This is a genomic window from Pseudomonas sp. SW-3 (assembly GCF_016615645.1).
GTDB lineage: Bacteria > Pseudomonadota > Gammaproteobacteria > Pseudomonadales > Pseudomonadaceae > Aquipseudomonas > Aquipseudomonas mandelii.
The window spans coordinates 528,076-543,159 of record NZ_CP067098.1 but is presented as its reverse complement, the minus strand read 5'-3'; the positions used below and the strand labels follow the sequence as shown (position 1 = coordinate 543,159).

The following is a 15,084-nucleotide window of genomic DNA, read 5'->3' as shown; positions in this document are numbered from 1 at the left end:
GTTCACTCACACGGTGAAGACCGGCACGGGATTGCACCAGCGGTCCTTGTATTCCCGGTCGGCGCGGCCGAAGGAGAACCGCAAGGGTTTACCCAGGGCGCGGGCGTGTTCCCAGGCACTTTGGGTATTGAGAAAACTCAGCACGCTGCCGGGGCTGAACTCGCGCGTTTCGGGATCGACACCGCCATTGATGTACTCGACGCTGATCCACTCCGGCGCCTCGACGCGGTACACCAGTTGAATCGCAATCGGCGCATCGTTGAGGAAAATCACCGAGCCGATCAGCAAGTCCCGCAGCAGCTCGATCACCTCGCCCATGCGCTCGGCGCCGGTGGCCGGGAAGCCCCAGCGACGCTGGAACAGGTCGCAATAGATCGCGCCCAGCTCAGCGCTGGAGAACTCGGCGACCGGCCGCACCACCCCGCCCGCCTCTTCCAGCAGACGCAATTCACGGCGCTGGTTGTAGCGAAACTTCTTCGACAACTCTTCGGGCGTGCGGGCCATCGCCAGTTGCTCAGTCTGCAGCTTGATGCCGGTGAAACGGCCTTCATTGAGCGCCGACAAATAACGTCCGCGATGGCGCAGCGGCGCCTGCGCATCGGCGGCGGCCGGCAGGATCAACTCGGCATTGCCGAGGTCGAACAAGCCTTTTTTACCACGGCGCTTGAGTACGTCTTTGGACAGCGCCAGGTCACGGCCCCAGGTCGGGATAGCGGCTTTAACTTCACCGTTTTTTTCCCAGGCCAGGTAACGCACCGGGATCCCGGCCAACTTTGCCAGACGTTCAACTACCAGAGGATGGGTCGCGACGCTGCCGCCAAAACGTTGCCAGGCCTGTGCATAAGTCGAGGCGTCGACCACCGCCCAGCCCCGTTCGCGCCAGCCTTGAAATCGGTTGAGCATCAGCCCCTCGGTGCCAGTTCAGTGACGTGCGGCAAATGCCAGAAAGCATCGCGTACCGCGCGGTCGGAGAAACGCTCACGCAGGCGATCGAGCATCAGCTCGGCACACTGGTGACGTTGCTGGTCGTCCATCGCGGCCAGGTGTTGCAGCCCTTGGGCCAGGTGTTCGGCATCGCCCAACGGAAACAGAATGCCCACGCCTTCGACGACCTCCTTGGCCCCACCGCACGCGGTGGCGAGCAACGGTACACCGGCGGCCATGGCTTCGAGCAGCACCATGCCGAACGGCTCATGATCAGAACTCAAGGCAAACACATCGAAGGCTCGGAAGTAACGACGGGCATCCGGCACCTGGCCGAGGAACAGCACGCGGTCGCCGATACCCAGCTCCCGGGCCAGGGCCTTGAGGTCCTCCTCCAGGCGACCACTGCCGAGGATCACCAGTTGACTGTTGCCCGGCAAGCCCGGCAATGCCTCGGCAAATCCGTGCAGCAGCGTGGTCTGGTCTTTGTCTGGGTGCAGCCGTCCGACGTTGCCGACAATCCAGGCATCCGCCGACAGGCCGAGGGTTTCCCGGGCCTCGCGCACCGACACCTGGCTGGTTTGCAACGCCGGCACATCGACACGGTTATACAGCGTCTGAATCCGCCCGGCCGGCCATTTCGGCAGGCAACGGCGCATGTCGTCACGCACCGCATCGGAGACCCCGAGCAGGCTCAGGCGCTTGCGGAAAATATGCGCGAACAGTTTGCGGGTGCCGCGTTTGTAATCGCCAAACGCGTGATGCACACCAATCACCGGCAGCGAGGTGCCGAGCAAGGCGATGTAGATCGGCTTGAAGCGGTGAGCAATGCAGAAACTGAAATTGCGCGAGGCGGCGATCTTGCGCAGATCGCTGATGGCGCCCAGCTTCAGGCCACGAATGGCCTTGGAGCTGTATTCCATGAACAGCACTTCATCGGAAGCGCAGTTCGCGGCGACTTCGCTATCGGCGGCCCCGGTCAAAAAGACCGTGGTCACCCGATAACCGGTCCCCGCGAACAGGCTGGCGTACTGCCGGGCGCAGTCCAGGAACGGCCCGTCATAGCCGTGGCAGAACTGCAACACATGGCGTTCAGCCGAGCGTGTCATAAGCGTTGGCGCCCTCTTTGACCACCAGGATGTCTTCCATGATCAGATACTGTAGATCGGAACCGAAGAACATGTTCAGCGCGTCGGTCGGCGAGCAGATCATCGGCTCGCCACGACGGTTGAGCGAGGTGTTCAGCGACACGCCGTTGCCGGTCAGCACTTCCAGCGCCTTCATCATGTCGTAATAACGCGGGTTGTATTCGCGCTTGAGCACCTGGGCCCGGGACGTGCCGTCTTCGTGGACGACTTCCGGCACGCGGGTCTTCCATTCTTCAGCCACTTCGAAAGTGAAGGTCATGAACGGCGCCGGGTGATCGATCTTGATCATCTGCGGGGCCACGGTGTCGAGCATCGACGGGCAGAAAGGCCTCCAGCGCTCGCGGAACTTGATCTGGTGGTTGATGCGGTCAGCCACGCCGACAGCGCTCGGGCAACCGATGATCGAACGACCGCCCAAGGCCCGCGGACCGAACTCCATGCGGCCCTGGAACCAGGCTACCGGGTTACCGTCGACCATGATTTTGGCGATGTTTTCCGGCATGTTTTCGAGTTTGCGCCAGACCGGCTTGCTCGGATGACGGGCGCACGCGGCGACCACGTCTTCGTTGCTGTACGACGGGCCGAGGTAGACGTGTTCCATCTTCTCGACCGGCACGCCACGGGCATTGGACACGTAGGCTGCTGCGCCGACTGCGGTGCCGGCATCGCCGGAAGCAGGCTGTACGAACAGCTCCTTGACGTCGTCACGGGCGATGATTTTCTGGTTGAGCTTGACGTTCAACGCACAGCCACCGGCGTAGGCCAGTTTGCCGGTTTCCTTGAGCACGTCGCCCAGGTAGTAGTCGATCATCTGCAGCGCAATTTTTTCGAACAGCGCCTGAATGCTGGCGGCGTAGTGGATGTACGGCTCGTCGGCGATGTCGCCTTCGCGCTTCGGCCCCAGCCACTCGATCAGCTTCGGCGAGAAGTAGTAACCCTTGCCCTTCTCTTTATAACGGCGCAGGCCGATCACGTTGGCGTAGTCGGTGTTGATCACCAGTTCGCCGTTCTCGAACGAGGCCAGACGCGAGAAATCGTATTTGCTGGCATCGCCGTACGGCGCCATGCCCATGACCTTGAACTCACCGTCCAGCATGTCGAAACCGAGGAACTCGGTGATCGCGCCGTACAGGCCGCCGAGGGAGTCCGGATCAAAGAATTCCTTGATCTTGTGGATCTTGCCGTTTTCGCCATAACCGAAGAAGGTCGTGGCGTACTCGCCCTTGCCGTCGATGCCGAGGATCGCGGTTTTCTCTTTGAAACCCGAGCAGTGATAAGCGCTGGAAGCGTGGGCCAAGTGGTGTTCAACCGGCTCGATCTTGATTTTCTTCGGATCGAAGCCCAGTTGCTCCAGGCACCAGACGATCTTGTTGCGATAGCGCTTGTAGCGACGGTTGCCCATCAGGATCGCGTCGAGTGCGCGGTCCGGGGCGTACCAGTAACGCTTGGCGTACTGCCAGCGAGCCTTGCCGAAAATGCTGATCGGGGCGAACGGAATCGCGACCACGTCAACGTCGGACGGCTTGATGCCTGCCTGCTCCAGGCAGAACTTCGCCGATTCGTAAGGCATGCGGTTCTTTGCATGTTTATCGCGTACGAAGCGCTCTTCCTCAGCCGCCGCGACCAGCTTGCCGTCGATGTACAAGGCTGCTGAAGGATCATGGCTAAGGGCGCCGGACAGGCCAAGAATCGTCAATGCCACAGGGGTCTAGCCTCTTTAGTCTGCATTCAGGCGACAAGCGCCTCAAAAATTGATGTGCCCCTCGCAAGGGGCGAGAGACAGCTAAAGGGCGGGATTATAGCTTAAAAGCGACGGCAAGCCTCTAGCGGGAAGTGGCAAGCAGCAAGCTCACGCGTTGACAGCAGAAAGACGTCGACATAGGCTCCTGCTCAAATGGACTGGGAGATCCCGGTCGGCGCTATAGCCTCGGTGAGTTCATCGGGGCTTTTCGCTTTCTGAAACAGGGAAAACCTGTTTCAGGACTAGACACATCACCCGCCGGATTACAAAAGCGCTACCCGCGGCCTGCTCGCCAGTAAATACTCAGATTGCCGTCGATAGCCTGGCGGTAAATCGTATAGGGCAAGGAAACGGTGTCCATGACCCCTGACAGGGTCAGGTCCAGCAACACAAAGGGGACGAGGAAGCCGGTGGGATCTGGCGGGGCATTCAGGATGCAGAAGTCGTAGGCCAGGCCGCTGTAGATGCGGGGGATGGACTGGCAGTAGGTTTTTTGTTTTCGCAGGCCGCGAGCGGCGTCTTCGTCATCTTGCAGCACCGTCAGCGCGGTCCCGCATCCCGATAAAGCCAGTGAGAATGTACCGATTGCAACAGCCGTTTTTATGGTCAAGGTTTGCCCTCCGTGAACGTCAGGCGAAACTAGCATCGCGGCTCTTCAGCGCACAGTTCACGGGGTCTGGGGATCATGTAGGACGGTTCACAAGAACTTGTCCTCTTAATCTCGGGTGTCTGTTCTGGCCCCATCGCGAGCAGGCTCGCTCCTACATTTGATCTGCGGTGAACACAGAGCCCCTGTGGGAGCGAGCCGGCTCCGGGCGGCGTTCCGACGATAGGGTCGAAGACCCGATTCAGGCCGCGCCAGAGATGTCTTTGGGCAGACGCTGGTCAATGACCTGATACAGCGCACTGCTCTCGGGCCAGTTACGCATGAACCGCGCCCGGTCCCGCGCATACGCCGGGGCAAAGCTCCCTACAGAGCCATGCTGACACATCGAATCCAGATCGATCAGCGCCCAGCGATCCTGCTGCCAGAACAGGTTATGCCCCTTGAAATCCCCATGACTGATGCGCTCGCGGATCAGCTCGGCAAACAAATGATCCAGCGCCACCAATTCAGCCTCGGGCGCATCACCCTTTTCAACGTACGGCGCAAAGCGCTCGATGATGTCCGGCCCCGGCAGATACTCAGTGATCAAGTACGCCCGGCTGCGCAGCCAGAGAAAACGCTTCTCCAGCAACGCCAGCGGTTTGGGCGTGGCGATGCCGAGGAACGCGAGGCGATTGCCTTCGCGCCACGAGTGCCAGGCACGGCTCGGACGCCAGAAGCGTTTGAGCCAGTGGGCAAAGCCTTTGATGTTGTAGCGCTTGATCACCAGCGTCCGACCACCAACCTCGACTTTTCCTACACTCGCTGCACCGCCAGTCTTGTACAGATGGCCCTGATCGAGCAAGGCATCGGCCTGTTCCAGCACCGGCAGCATCGCCGCCTCTTCTTCACGACGAATAGCCCGCAAGCCAAAAGGCCCGCGCTGGACGCTGAACAACGAACACTCGCGCCCCACCTTGATCAGGTAGTCCTTCAAGCGCCAGCTGCGAACCTTGTCGATCTGCTTCTGCAACGCTTCCATCGGCAAGGCGTGTTCGCCGTTACTCAGCAGGTAATACACCAGCAATTCTTCGGTGAACGGTTCCAAAGACTTGGGCAACTGGGCGAAAAATACGCCGAGGTTTTCCAGGACTTTCTGCCGTGACAGCGGCTGGCCCGGGGTTTCAGCACAGACTCCGCCGCCATCGATCAGGTACAGCCGACCTCGCTGACGCAGGAGATTGTCCAGATGAAGGTCTTCCTGCCAGAGCCCCTTGCGATGCATTTGGCCGATAGCGCCTAACGCCTCGGCCAACACGGCCCCTTGCATATCAGCCAGCACCGGCAAGTGTTCGACTTTTTTCCAGGTCTCCCCCAGGCTCTCGGCGCCTTCGAGGAAATCGAACAGTAGCCAGCCGCCCTCGCCCTCTTTCAGGCCGTCCACCAGCAACTGCGGAGTGGTCAGCCCTTGATCGGCGAGCAAACGCACGCCGTCCAGTTCACGCTGAAAATGCCGCGCCGCCTTGCCGCCGACCAACAACTTGGCCAGCACCGGCCGGCCGCGCCACACGCCGGCGCCGACATAACGCTGCCCCGGCAATACGCGCAACAAGCTCAGCAACTGCAACTCGGCGGGACCGGCAGCATCGGCCAGTGAAATGCTCATCGGCAGGCTCGGGCTGCGGCCCGCGCCTTTCAATTCGGACAAACGCATCAGCGCGCCTCCTTGTGACTGCGTCGCGCGGTGAGGCGCGAAACCCAACTGTCCACCAGCGAACTGTCCCGTGGCTGATCCACATAAACCGCCAGCAATTCGCGCAACTGCGCTTCGGTCCACTCCGGCGCGCGGCGCAGCAACGGTTCCAGGTCCTTGACCCGGTCACGCTGGCCGAACAGCAACGGCCGGGTTTTTTCCAGGTCGATCAACTGCGCCTGATAACCCTCACCCGTGGCCTGGAGGAAAATGTGCTTGGGGTAGAAACAGCCGTGAAGCTGGCGCACGCCGTGCAGGCGCCGCGCCAGCTCGCCACAGGCTTTCATGATGGCCGTGTGTTGCGCTTCGCTCAGGTCCGACCAGCGCTGTAACAGCGAATCCAGGTCATCCCAACCGTCCAACGCCCGGGTCAGCAGAACCGCCCGCACTTCCCCATCGACTTTGCGCTCACCAAAAAACGCCGCTTTCAGCGCCGGAATACCCAGCTTCTGATAACGACTGATGTTGCGAAACTCGCGGGCAAAACTCGGTTCGCCGAACGGCGCATGGAAGGTGCGCGTCAGGTAGTTGCTCTGGCGCTTGAGGTAGTAGCCATGACCTTCCAGATCCAGCCGAAACACGCTGCTCCAGCCGCCACTGACGGTGTTGGGCTCATCCACCGCCTCAAGTTGCTTGTCCCAGAGTGCATCGAACGTGCCGAGGCCATGGCGCTCAAGCAGCGCACGGTCTTCAGCGGCCAGGAAATCAGTCATTCGCGCCCCTCGAAAAATCTCACCACGTGCCGGATGCGTTTTTTGTCGTCGGCATTCAGCCGGTCACGCTGGCGGTATTGCAGGTAAAAGCGCAGGCGCTGGGTGGCCGACAGGTGATATTTCGCCACCTTGTCGAGGCAGGCCAGGTCTTTGGTGATCCGGTATTTGAGCCAGAAGCCGCGCCAGAAATCGCCGTTGGGGCAATCGATCAGGAACAGCTTGGCCTCATCGTCGATCAGCAGATTACGCCACTTCAAATCGTTATGGGTGAAACGGTTGTCGTGCATGGTCCGGGTGTAACCGGCCAACTGACGGCTGACGGAATCGACCCAGGCGCGGTCCGCCAGCTTGGGATCGTGGCGGTCGGCGAGGGCCGACAAGTCTTCGGTGTTGGGCAGTTCGCGGGTGATCATCGCGCCACGAGCATACGCCGCGCCTCGCCGCTCCAGCCCCCAGGCAACCACTTCAGCGGTCGGAATGCCCCACTTGGCGAAGCGCTTGAGGTTCTGCCATTCGGCCTTGACCCGGGGTTTGCCCAGGTAGCGGCGCAGGCCTTTGCCGGCACCCACGTAGCGCTTGACGTAATAATTGACGCCGTTGCGATTGACGCGGATGACCTCGGACAACGGGTCGCGGGTCAGGCGTTCACCCTGAAGCGCAAACACTGCTTCCAGGCTGCCAAAATCTTCCGTCAGATCGCTGTAAGCAGGTTCCAGCTTCCAACCGGGCATCAGAGCGCATCCCCGTATCGCTGTTTACGGTCGTAAAGTTTGTTGGCTTTGCCTTCAAGCCAGGCGAGCAGCGACGCTTCTTCAGCCAGAATCTGGCGCAATGGCTGCTGGAAGTAGCCTTTGAGGAATCGCAATTTGTCGCGTTGGGTCAGGCCGATGTCCAGGGCCGAAAAGTACAACGCCGCCAGATCCTTGTTGCGCCAGCGCTGGGTAATGGCCGGCCGGGTCTGGGCGCGGTGCAGGTCGATCACCGAGAGCTTGAAGTCTTCAGCCGTCACCGGTTTATCGGTGTGCAGCAGGAAGTGGCAGATGTAGCAGTCGCGGTGGTTGACCCCGGCGCGGTGCATCATGCCGGTCATGCGCGCGACTTCGGCGATCAGCGCGCGTTTGAGTCTGGGCTCGGGCGGGTTCTTGATCCAGTCGATGCTGAAGTCTTCGAGGCTGACGGTGGGCGCCAGTTCTTCGGTGACGATAAACGAGTGTTGATCCGCCGGGTTGCTGCCCTTTTCGCCATAAGCGACGGCGGTCATAGTCGGTACGCCGACTTCTTTGAGGCGCTGAATGGCCTTCCACTCCTGACCCGCGCCGAGTACCGGCAGCTTGGCCGTCAGCAGGTTCTTGAAGATCTCGCCCCAGCCGATGCCACGGTGGATCTTCACGAAAAAGCCATTGCCGTTCACTTCAGTGCGCAAGGTCCGGCGCGCTTCCAGTTCACGGTAAACCTCGCCCTGCAAGCCTTCCACTTCGGTGAACGCATCGCGTCCGGCCCAAAGGCTCTTGAACGGTTCAGCCAGCATCAACTTCATTAAGCGTGCTCCGCCAGAATCACATCGGCCGCGTGCTGCGGCATGCTGTAGAGGTCGGCCGTCTCAGCGAAGGCCAGACCGTTGCGGCTCCAGGCCGCCCGTGCTTGAGCGTCGTTCAACATGCCGGTCAGGTACTGGGTCAGCTGCGCCTGATCGAACGGTTCGTCCAACACCAGGCCGGCGTCGGCCTCGGCGATGTAATGGGCGTAACCACAGACCGCGCTCACCAATACCGGCAACCCGGCCACCAGGGCTTCGAGCAACACAGTCCCGGTGTTTTCGTTATACGCCGGATGAATCAGCAGGTCGGCACCCAGCAGGAAACGTGGGATATCGCTGCGCCCCTTGAGGAACGTCACGTTGTCGCCGAGCCCCAAAGTGGCGCTCTGCATCTGGAATAATTTGGGGTCATCCTGGCCAATTACAAACAGCCGGGTGCGTTTCTTCAGATCAGCGGGCAACGCGGCCAGCGCCTTGAGGCTGCGATCCACCCCCTTGGTCTTGAACCCGGAGCCGATCTGCACCAGCAGCAGCTCATCGTCCTTGAGGTTGAATTCGCGACGGAAATCGGCTCGGATTTCGGCGGCATTGGCGGGTGCGCGCCGGTCCTGGGAGATCCCCGGCGGCAGCAAATGGAAGCGTTCCAGCGGTGTGTCGTAATGTTTGATGAACAGCGGCTGCTGGACTTCGGAAATCATCAGCACTTCCGTCTTGGCGTCCTTGGCGAACACCGCGCGCTCGTACTCGGCGAAGTGCCGGTAGCGGCCCCAACGACGGTACAGCGAGTTGCGCAGGTTCTGCGCCTTGTCTTCAAAGCAACCATCGGCGGCGTAGTAAACGTCCAGGCCCGGCATCTTGTTGAAGCCGATCAGACGGTCCACAGGACGCTTGGCCAGGTCCGCTTCCATCCACTCGCTGAGCTTTTCATTACGGCGATGATTGAAGAACGCCTTGACCGGCGCCACCAGCACTTCGAAACCCGGCGGGACATCGCCTTCCCAGATCAGCGTGTAGACGCGAATCTGATGGCCGCGCTGTTGGCACTCCAGGGCGATGCGCATGAAATCGCGCTGCAACCCCCCGAACGGAAAGTACTTGTACAAGACGAATGCCAATTGCATCAGCGCAGCTCCTCAGCCAGTAACAACGTGCTCAGTCGGGTCGCGACACGCTCGGGATTCAGACGCGTGAAGCACAGGGGCCACTCGCGTTTCAGGTCGAACTGACGGGCATCTTCGGCCGTCGGTTGATACGTACATTTCTTTTGCAGGCACGGCGCGCAGGGGAAATCGCTGGCGATGTGAATCTGCGCCTTGCCGTAGGCACCGGTCAGGCCCGGGTTGGTCGGACCGAACAGCGACAGGGTCGGTACGTCGAGCGCGGCGGCCAGATGACCGAGGCCGGTGTCCACGGCCACGCAGGCTTGAGCACCAGCCAACACTTTGCCGACACCGGCCAGGTTCAGTTTGGGCAGCACTTCGACATGCCGGAACCCGGTGGCGATGCGTTCGGCCCGGGCCTTCTCGACCGGATTGCCCCACGGCAGCTTCACGGCAACACCGAGATAGCCAACGCGCTCGGCCAGTTCGCGCCAATAGGCTTCCGGCCAGTGCTTGGTGTCCCACGTGGTGCCGTGCAGGAACAGCACATAGGGGTTCTTGCGCGGCAGTTCCACCAGGCGCTCGACGTTCAAGCCGTAATCGCCCAGGCCTTTGGGCAGGTCGTAGCCCAAGGCCAGAGCGAACAATTGACGCACCCGTTCTACCGCGTGTTGTCCACGGCCCACGGCCAGGCGACGGGAATAGAAACGTGCGGCGATGGGCTCGCGCGCCGAGTCCTTGTCGAGCCCGGCGACCGGCGCTTTGACATAGCGCGTCAACCAGGCGCTTTTGAGCAGGCCCTGGGCATCAATCACCAGATCGTATCGGGTGGCGCGAACGCTTTGTTTGAAGCGCTTCCACTCGCCACTCTTGAGGGTTTGCCAGAGGTTCTTGCGCCAGCGACGGATCGCCACCGGGATCACCTTGCCCACGGCCGGGTGCCAGGTCGGGATCTCGGCGAAGCCTTCTTCCACCACCCAGTCGAACGTGATGCCGGGGATCGCCCGCGCCGCGTCGGTCAACGCGGGCAACGCGTGAATCACGTCGCCCAGCGAAGATGTCTTGATCAACAGAACGCGCAAGCTATTTGACCTCGACCACAGTGCCCTGCAACCGCTGCAAGGCTTCGTTCACCGCTTGCGGCATGAGCTGGCGCAGGCAGTTGTAATGACCGAAGCGGCAGGTGCGATCGAAGCACGGGCTGCATTCGAGGCCCAGGCGCACAATCTCGACGTGCTCGGCCAAGGGTGGCGTGAAGCCCGGCGATGTCGAACCGTAGACGGCCACCAGCGGGCGGTTGAGCGCAGCGGCGACGTGCATCAGGCCGGAGTCGTTGGACACCACCGAATCGGCGCAGGACATCAGGTCGATGGCTTCGGCCAGGGAGGTGCCGCCGCTGAGGTTGACCGACTCTTCGCGCAGGCCGGGAATCAGCCGCGCGCGGATGTCCTCGCCGACCGCGTGATCGTTTTTCGAACCGAACAGCCAGACTTGCCAGCCTTCGCGGATCTTCGCTTCGGCGACCTTGGCGTAATGCTCGGACGGCCAGCGCTTGGATTCGCCGAACTCTGCACCTGGGCACAGGGCCAACACCGGGCGGTCGAGGGTCAGGCCGAACTTGGCCAGCGCCGCCTCGCGGGTGACCGGGTCGATCTGCAGGCTTGGCCGTGGATACGGTGTCGGCAGTTCGGCACCGCGCTCAAATGCCAGCGCCATGAAGCGCTCGATCATCAGCGGATAACGTTCTTTATCCAGCGTGCGCACGTCATTAAGCAGGCCGTAGCGGAACTCGCCGCGCCAGCCGGTGCGTTTCGGGATGCCGGCGAAGAACGGCACCAGCGCCGACTTCAAGGAGTTCGGCAGCAGGATCGCCTGATCGTACTGGCCGGCCAGGGATTTGCCGATGCGCCGACGCGTCGCCAGCTCCAAGGCGCCATGGCCGAGCGGAAAGCTCAAGGCCTGACGGACTTCGGGCATGCGCTCCAGGATCGGCCGGCTCCATTCGGGGGCCAGGACGTCGATTTCGCATTGCGGGTGGCGTTGCTTGAGACACTGAAACAGTGTCTGCGCCATCACCATGTCACCGACCCAACTGGGCCCAACGATCAGAATTTTCATGTGGTTTCCATAAACGAACCGGGGAGGCATACGCCTCCCCGCCTCGAGAATCACTGCGGGAGCCTGTCGGCTTGCGATGGGTCATCACCTTCAACATTGCTGTCGACTGTCACTCCGCTATCGCGAGCAGGCTCGCTCCCACATTGGGATTTGGTGTGCATCGTTCTGCGATACAAAGCAGATCTACTGTGGGAGCGAGCCTGCTCGCGAAGGGGCCGTCACATCCAGCATCGATGGCGACTGACACCCCGCCTTCGCGAGCAGGCTCGCTCCCACATTTGAATCTTGTTGCTTCAACTCGCGCGTTTCAGCTTAACCCTAGTTCACGCCAGATCCGCAATACCTGCCGACGCTCATCGACAAACTGGTCACCCGGTATCACCCCGGGGTCCTTCTGCAAGGCCTGCCGGTGGGCGGCGGAACGGTAGGCCTTGTAGGCCTCGCGTAGCAGGCTGGCGTCTTCGGCAGGCATCAGCCCTTCGTGTTCCAGCTCTTCCAGAATGCGGATGTTATCCGTCCAGCGCAGCAATGGCGGGTGTGTTTCGGACCACGCCAGGGCCGCGTATTGCACCATAAATTCAATATCGACGATACCTCCGGCGTCCTGCTTGAGATCGAATGGCGCCGTGGCCTCGAAGGCATTTGCCGCCGTGCCGGCTGCGGTGCTCTTGCTACCGAGGTTATCGCGCATCTTGGCGCGCATCTCGCTCACCTCCTGACGCAAGGTCGCCAGGTCCCGGTGTTTGCCCAATATCGTCGCGCGCACCTTCTCGAATGCCTGGCCGACATCCTGGCTGCCCACCAGCACCCGGGCCCGCACCAGTGCCTGATGTTCCCAGGTCCAGGCTTCGTTTTCCTGGTAGCGGGCAAACGCCCCGACCGAACTCACCAGCAACCCCGAGGCGCCGGAAGGTCGCAGGCGCATATCGACTTCATACAGCTGGCCGGAGTTGGTCTGGGTGGTAATCAAATGAATGATCCGCTGCCCCAACCGGGTGAAAAACTGCGCGCCGTCGATAGGTTTCGCTCCGTCGGTTTCCGCCTGCGGATCACCGTCATGGATGAACACCAGGTCAAGGTCCGAACCATGCCCCAATTCCAGTCCGCCGACTTTCCCATAACCGACAATAATGAAGCCCGGATCGCACAACGTGCCGTCGGTGCGCAGTGGCGTGCCATATTTGGCCACGGTCTGGCGCCAGGCCAGGGCCAGTACTTGTGCGAGGATCGCTTCAGCCAGCCAGGTCAGGTAATCGCTGACTTTCATCAACGGCAGGCTGCCGGCGATTTCCGAAGCGGCGACCCGCAAGCGGTGCGCCAGTTTGAAATGGCGCAGGGCTTCCATTTGCTGTTCGAGGTCGTCTTCGGGAATCCGCGTCAGGCGCTCGCGCAACTCGGCGGCCAGTTCCGGCGCCAGGGGGGGCTTGAACAATCGACCTTCATTGAGCAATTCGTCGAGCAGCAGCGGGAAGCGGGTGATCTGCTCGGCGATCCATGGGCTTGCCGCGCACAAGGTCAGCAAACGTCGCAGGGCGCCGGGGTTCTCGGTCAGCAGCACCAGATACGCCGAGCGACGGGCCACCGCTTCAACCAGCGGCAGCACGCGCTCAAGTACCAGATCCGGATTGGCATGCTCGACCGCCTGAGCCAGCAAACGCGGAATAAATGCATCGAGGCGTTCGCGCCCCAGACGCTGCATCGCGCGCAACTGCGGGCTGCTGCGCAAACCGGCCAACGCTTTCAGTGCCTTGGTGGCATCGGCAAAACCGCCCTCTTCCAACTGGCGGCAGGCGGCTTCTTCATCCTGGGCCTCTTCCCACAGCGGCAGCCATTCGCCGCCGACCACCACTTCGCTTTCGGTGCCTTCCTCTTCATCGGGATCGGCGATCACTTGTCCAAAGTGCCAGGCCACGCGGCCTCGCCAATACATAAGCTGCGCATGGAAAGCCTCCCAGTCAGCGAAGCCCAACATAAAGGCAATGCGCGCCTGATCCTGCGCACCGTCCGGCAGCATCTGGGTCTGGCGGTCGGCAATCGCCTGGATCGCGTGCTCGGTGTACCGCAGGAATTCATAGCCTTCGCGCAGCTCGCTGATCACCGCCGGCGGCAGGTAACCCTGACCTTCCAGGGTGCTCAGTACTTTTAATAGAGGGCGTTGCTGCAGGCTCAGGTCGCGACCGCCGTGGATCAGCTGGAACGCCTGGGCGATAAACTCCACTTCGCGGATGCCGCCCGAGCCGAGCTTGATGTTGTCGGCCATGCCTTTGCGCCGCACTTCCTGCTGGATCAGCTGCTTCATGGTGCGCAGCGCTTCGATCGCCGAGAAGTCGAGGTAACGCCGGTAAACGAACGGGCGCAGCATCTCTTGCAGTTGCGCGCCGGCCACTTGATCGCCAGCCACCACCCGCGACTTGATCATCGCGTAGCGTTCCCAGTCGCGGCCCTGGTCCTGGTAATACTGCTCCAGCGCGTTGAAGCTCAACACCAGGGCACCGGCCGAGCCGTAAGGCCGCAGACGCATGTCGACCCGGAATACAAAACCGTCGACGGTCATCGGGTCCAGCGCCTTGATCAGGCGCTGGCCGAGACGAATGAAGAATTCCTGGTTATCCAGCGAGCGTTTCACGCCGACGGTTTCGCCACCCTCGGGGTAGGCGAAGATCAGGTCGATGTCCGATGACAGGTTGAGCTCCACCGCGCCGAGCTTGCCCATGCCGAGGATGACCATCTGCTGCGGCTCGCCGCTGCGCCGGCCGGTGGGCACGCCGAACTGCTGGCAATGCCGCAAGTACAACCACTGATAGGCCTGATCGATACTCGCATCGGCCATGTCCGAGAGGTCGCGGCAGGTCTGGACCAGATCAGCCTGACGAGTCAGGTCGCGCCAGATGATCCGCACTTGCTGACGGGTGCGCTGACGGCGCAAGGCGCGACCAAGCTCGTCATCGGTTTCGGCCGCATTCACCGCTGCCGCGATCTGCCCGCACAACTCGCCGGGGGCGAAGCTGCGGTCCAGTTCGCCGGACTGCACCAGCGCCAGCAACATCAAGGGGTCACGCACACTCTGTTCGGTCACGAAATCGCTGGCGGCGGTGACGCGGGCGAATTGCGCCCAGCGCTCAGCTGTCCAGGCAGACAAGCCATGGTCATCTTCCAACTCGGCAACGGCGGTACGGAACGACTGCTCGGCGCGGGTGACAAACGGCAGGAGAATGCCGGGCAGTTCGGCAAGCGGAGGGAGGCTCATGGTCTATCCTTGATCGGCGTGTAGAGGGCGGCATGTAGTGATTTTTCAAAACGCACTACGTGATCGACTGTCGAACAAAGGTTAGAAATAGCTGAAATTTCTTTATTTTTGGCAGACAGCATCAAGCTTTCACCTTTTTCGGTTGGCAAAAGACCAACCTTAACGATTATTCTCACAACGCAGCCGGAGGCCACAAGCCGCTCATCTGTAGTTTTAC

At 61.4% G+C, this 15,084-nt stretch carries 13 protein-coding genes; all 13 read right to left on the bottom strand.

Going from position 1 to position 15,084, the window contains the following annotated elements; translation table 11 throughout:
- Window positions 1-6 precede the first annotated feature (6 nt).
- The 13 genes from JIO00_RS02375 to JIO00_RS02315 all read right to left on the bottom strand — a co-directional run bounded on the left by JIO00_RS02375 (window position 7) and on the right by JIO00_RS02315 (window position 15,016).
- The gene (locus tag JIO00_RS02375; RefSeq protein ID WP_077747655.1) at window positions 7-903 is read right to left on the bottom strand and encodes an antimicrobial resistance protein Mig-14; all 897 of its coding nucleotides are present in this window, start codon (window positions 901-903) and stop codon (window positions 7-9) included.
- Window positions 903-2,033 (bottom strand): glycosyltransferase, encoded by a 1,131-nt coding sequence (locus JIO00_RS02370; RefSeq protein ID WP_077747654.1) that lies wholly within the window; start codon window positions 2,031-2,033, stop codon window positions 903-905. The genes JIO00_RS02375 and JIO00_RS02370 overlap by 1 nt, the downstream gene beginning before the upstream one ends.
- The gene (locus JIO00_RS02365) at window positions 2,017-3,774 is read right to left on the bottom strand and encodes a carbamoyltransferase family protein (protein ID WP_010464288.1); all 1,758 of its coding nucleotides are present in this window, start codon (window positions 3,772-3,774) and stop codon (window positions 2,017-2,019) included. Before JIO00_RS02365 ends, JIO00_RS02370 begins: the two co-directional genes overlap by 17 nt.
- A gap of 313 nt (window positions 3,775-4,087) precedes the next feature.
- Window positions 4,088-4,423, bottom strand: coding sequence for a YceK/YidQ family lipoprotein (locus JIO00_RS02360; protein ID WP_083375197.1), 336 nt, complete (start codon window positions 4,421-4,423; stop codon window positions 4,088-4,090).
- A gap of 238 nt (window positions 4,424-4,661) precedes the next feature.
- Window positions 4,662-6,113 (bottom strand): lipopolysaccharide kinase InaA family protein, encoded by a 1,452-nt coding sequence (locus JIO00_RS02355; RefSeq protein ID WP_154502778.1) that lies wholly within the window; start codon window positions 6,111-6,113, stop codon window positions 4,662-4,664.
- Entirely contained in the window at window positions 6,113-6,865 is a 753-nt protein-coding gene (locus tag JIO00_RS02350) for a lipopolysaccharide kinase InaA family protein (RefSeq protein ID WP_077747651.1), read from the bottom strand. Before JIO00_RS02350 ends, JIO00_RS02355 begins: the two co-directional genes overlap by 1 nt.
- Window positions 6,862-7,596, bottom strand: a complete 735-nt coding sequence (locus JIO00_RS02345) for a lipopolysaccharide kinase InaA family protein (RefSeq protein WP_010464295.1) — start codon at window positions 7,594-7,596, stop codon at window positions 6,862-6,864. The genes JIO00_RS02350 and JIO00_RS02345 overlap by 4 nt, the downstream gene beginning before the upstream one ends.
- Window positions 7,596-8,402: a lipopolysaccharide core heptose(I) kinase RfaP gene (gene rfaP / locus JIO00_RS02340; protein WP_154502775.1), complete on the bottom strand. Its 807-nt coding sequence runs from the start codon at window positions 8,400-8,402 to the stop codon at window positions 7,596-7,598. Before rfaP ends, JIO00_RS02345 begins: the two co-directional genes overlap by 1 nt.
- Window positions 8,402-9,523, bottom strand: coding sequence for a glycosyltransferase family 4 protein (locus tag JIO00_RS02335; protein WP_077747649.1), 1,122 nt, complete (start codon window positions 9,521-9,523; stop codon window positions 8,402-8,404). The genes rfaP and JIO00_RS02335 overlap by 1 nt, the downstream gene beginning before the upstream one ends.
- A complete protein-coding gene (waaC, locus tag JIO00_RS02330) occupies window positions 9,523-10,584 on the bottom strand; it encodes a lipopolysaccharide heptosyltransferase I (protein ID WP_172792080.1) in 1,062 nt (353 codons plus the stop codon). Before waaC ends, JIO00_RS02335 begins: the two co-directional genes overlap by 1 nt.
- A gap of 1 nt (window position 10,585) precedes the next feature.
- A complete protein-coding gene (gene waaF / locus JIO00_RS02325; protein WP_010464302.1) occupies window positions 10,586-11,620 on the bottom strand; it encodes a lipopolysaccharide heptosyltransferase II in 1,035 nt (344 codons plus the stop codon).
- Window positions 11,621-11,927: 307 nt separating this feature from the next.
- Window positions 11,928-14,867 (bottom strand): bifunctional [glutamate--ammonia ligase]-adenylyl-L-tyrosine phosphorylase/[glutamate--ammonia-ligase] adenylyltransferase, encoded by a 2,940-nt coding sequence (glnE, locus tag JIO00_RS02320; RefSeq protein WP_200667544.1) that lies wholly within the window; start codon window positions 14,865-14,867, stop codon window positions 11,928-11,930.
- Window positions 14,864-15,016, bottom strand: a complete 153-nt coding sequence (locus JIO00_RS02315; RefSeq protein WP_200667543.1) for a hypothetical protein — start codon at window positions 15,014-15,016, stop codon at window positions 14,864-14,866. The genes glnE and JIO00_RS02315 overlap by 4 nt, the downstream gene beginning before the upstream one ends.
- Between the last annotated feature and the right edge of the window lie 68 nt (window positions 15,017-15,084).

What these genes read in the sequence shown, in the direction of transcription:
- JIO00_RS02375 (WP_077747655.1), bottom strand. Translation starts at nt 903, where the DNA reads ATGCTCAACCGATTTCAAGGCTGGCGCGAACGGGGCTGGGCGGTGGTC.
- JIO00_RS02355 (WP_154502778.1), bottom strand. Translation starts at nt 6,113, where the DNA reads ATGCGTTTGTCCGAATTGAAAGGCGCGGGCCGCAGCCCGAGCCTGCCG.
- JIO00_RS02350 (WP_077747651.1), bottom strand. Translation starts at nt 6,865, where the DNA reads ATGACTGATTTCCTGGCCGCTGAAGACCGTGCGCTGCTTGAGCGCCAT.
- waaF (WP_010464302.1), bottom strand. Translation starts at nt 11,620, where the DNA reads ATGAAAATTCTGATCGTTGGGCCCAGTTGGGTCGGTGACATGGTGATG.
- JIO00_RS02370 (WP_077747654.1), bottom strand. Translation starts at nt 2,033, where the DNA reads ATGACACGCTCGGCTGAACGCCATGTGTTGCAGTTCTGCCACGGCTAT.
- JIO00_RS02345 (WP_010464295.1), bottom strand. Translation starts at nt 7,596, where the DNA reads ATGCCCGGTTGGAAGCTGGAACCTGCTTACAGCGATCTGACGGAAGAT.
- JIO00_RS02335 (WP_077747649.1), bottom strand. Translation starts at nt 9,523, where the DNA reads ATGCAATTGGCATTCGTCTTGTACAAGTACTTTCCGTTCGGGGGGTTG.
- glnE (WP_200667544.1), bottom strand. Translation starts at nt 14,867, where the DNA reads ATGAGCCTCCCTCCGCTTGCCGAACTGCCCGGCATTCTCCTGCCGTTT.
- rfaP (WP_154502775.1), bottom strand. Translation starts at nt 8,402, where the DNA reads ATGAAGTTGATGCTGGCTGAACCGTTCAAGAGCCTTTGGGCCGGACGC.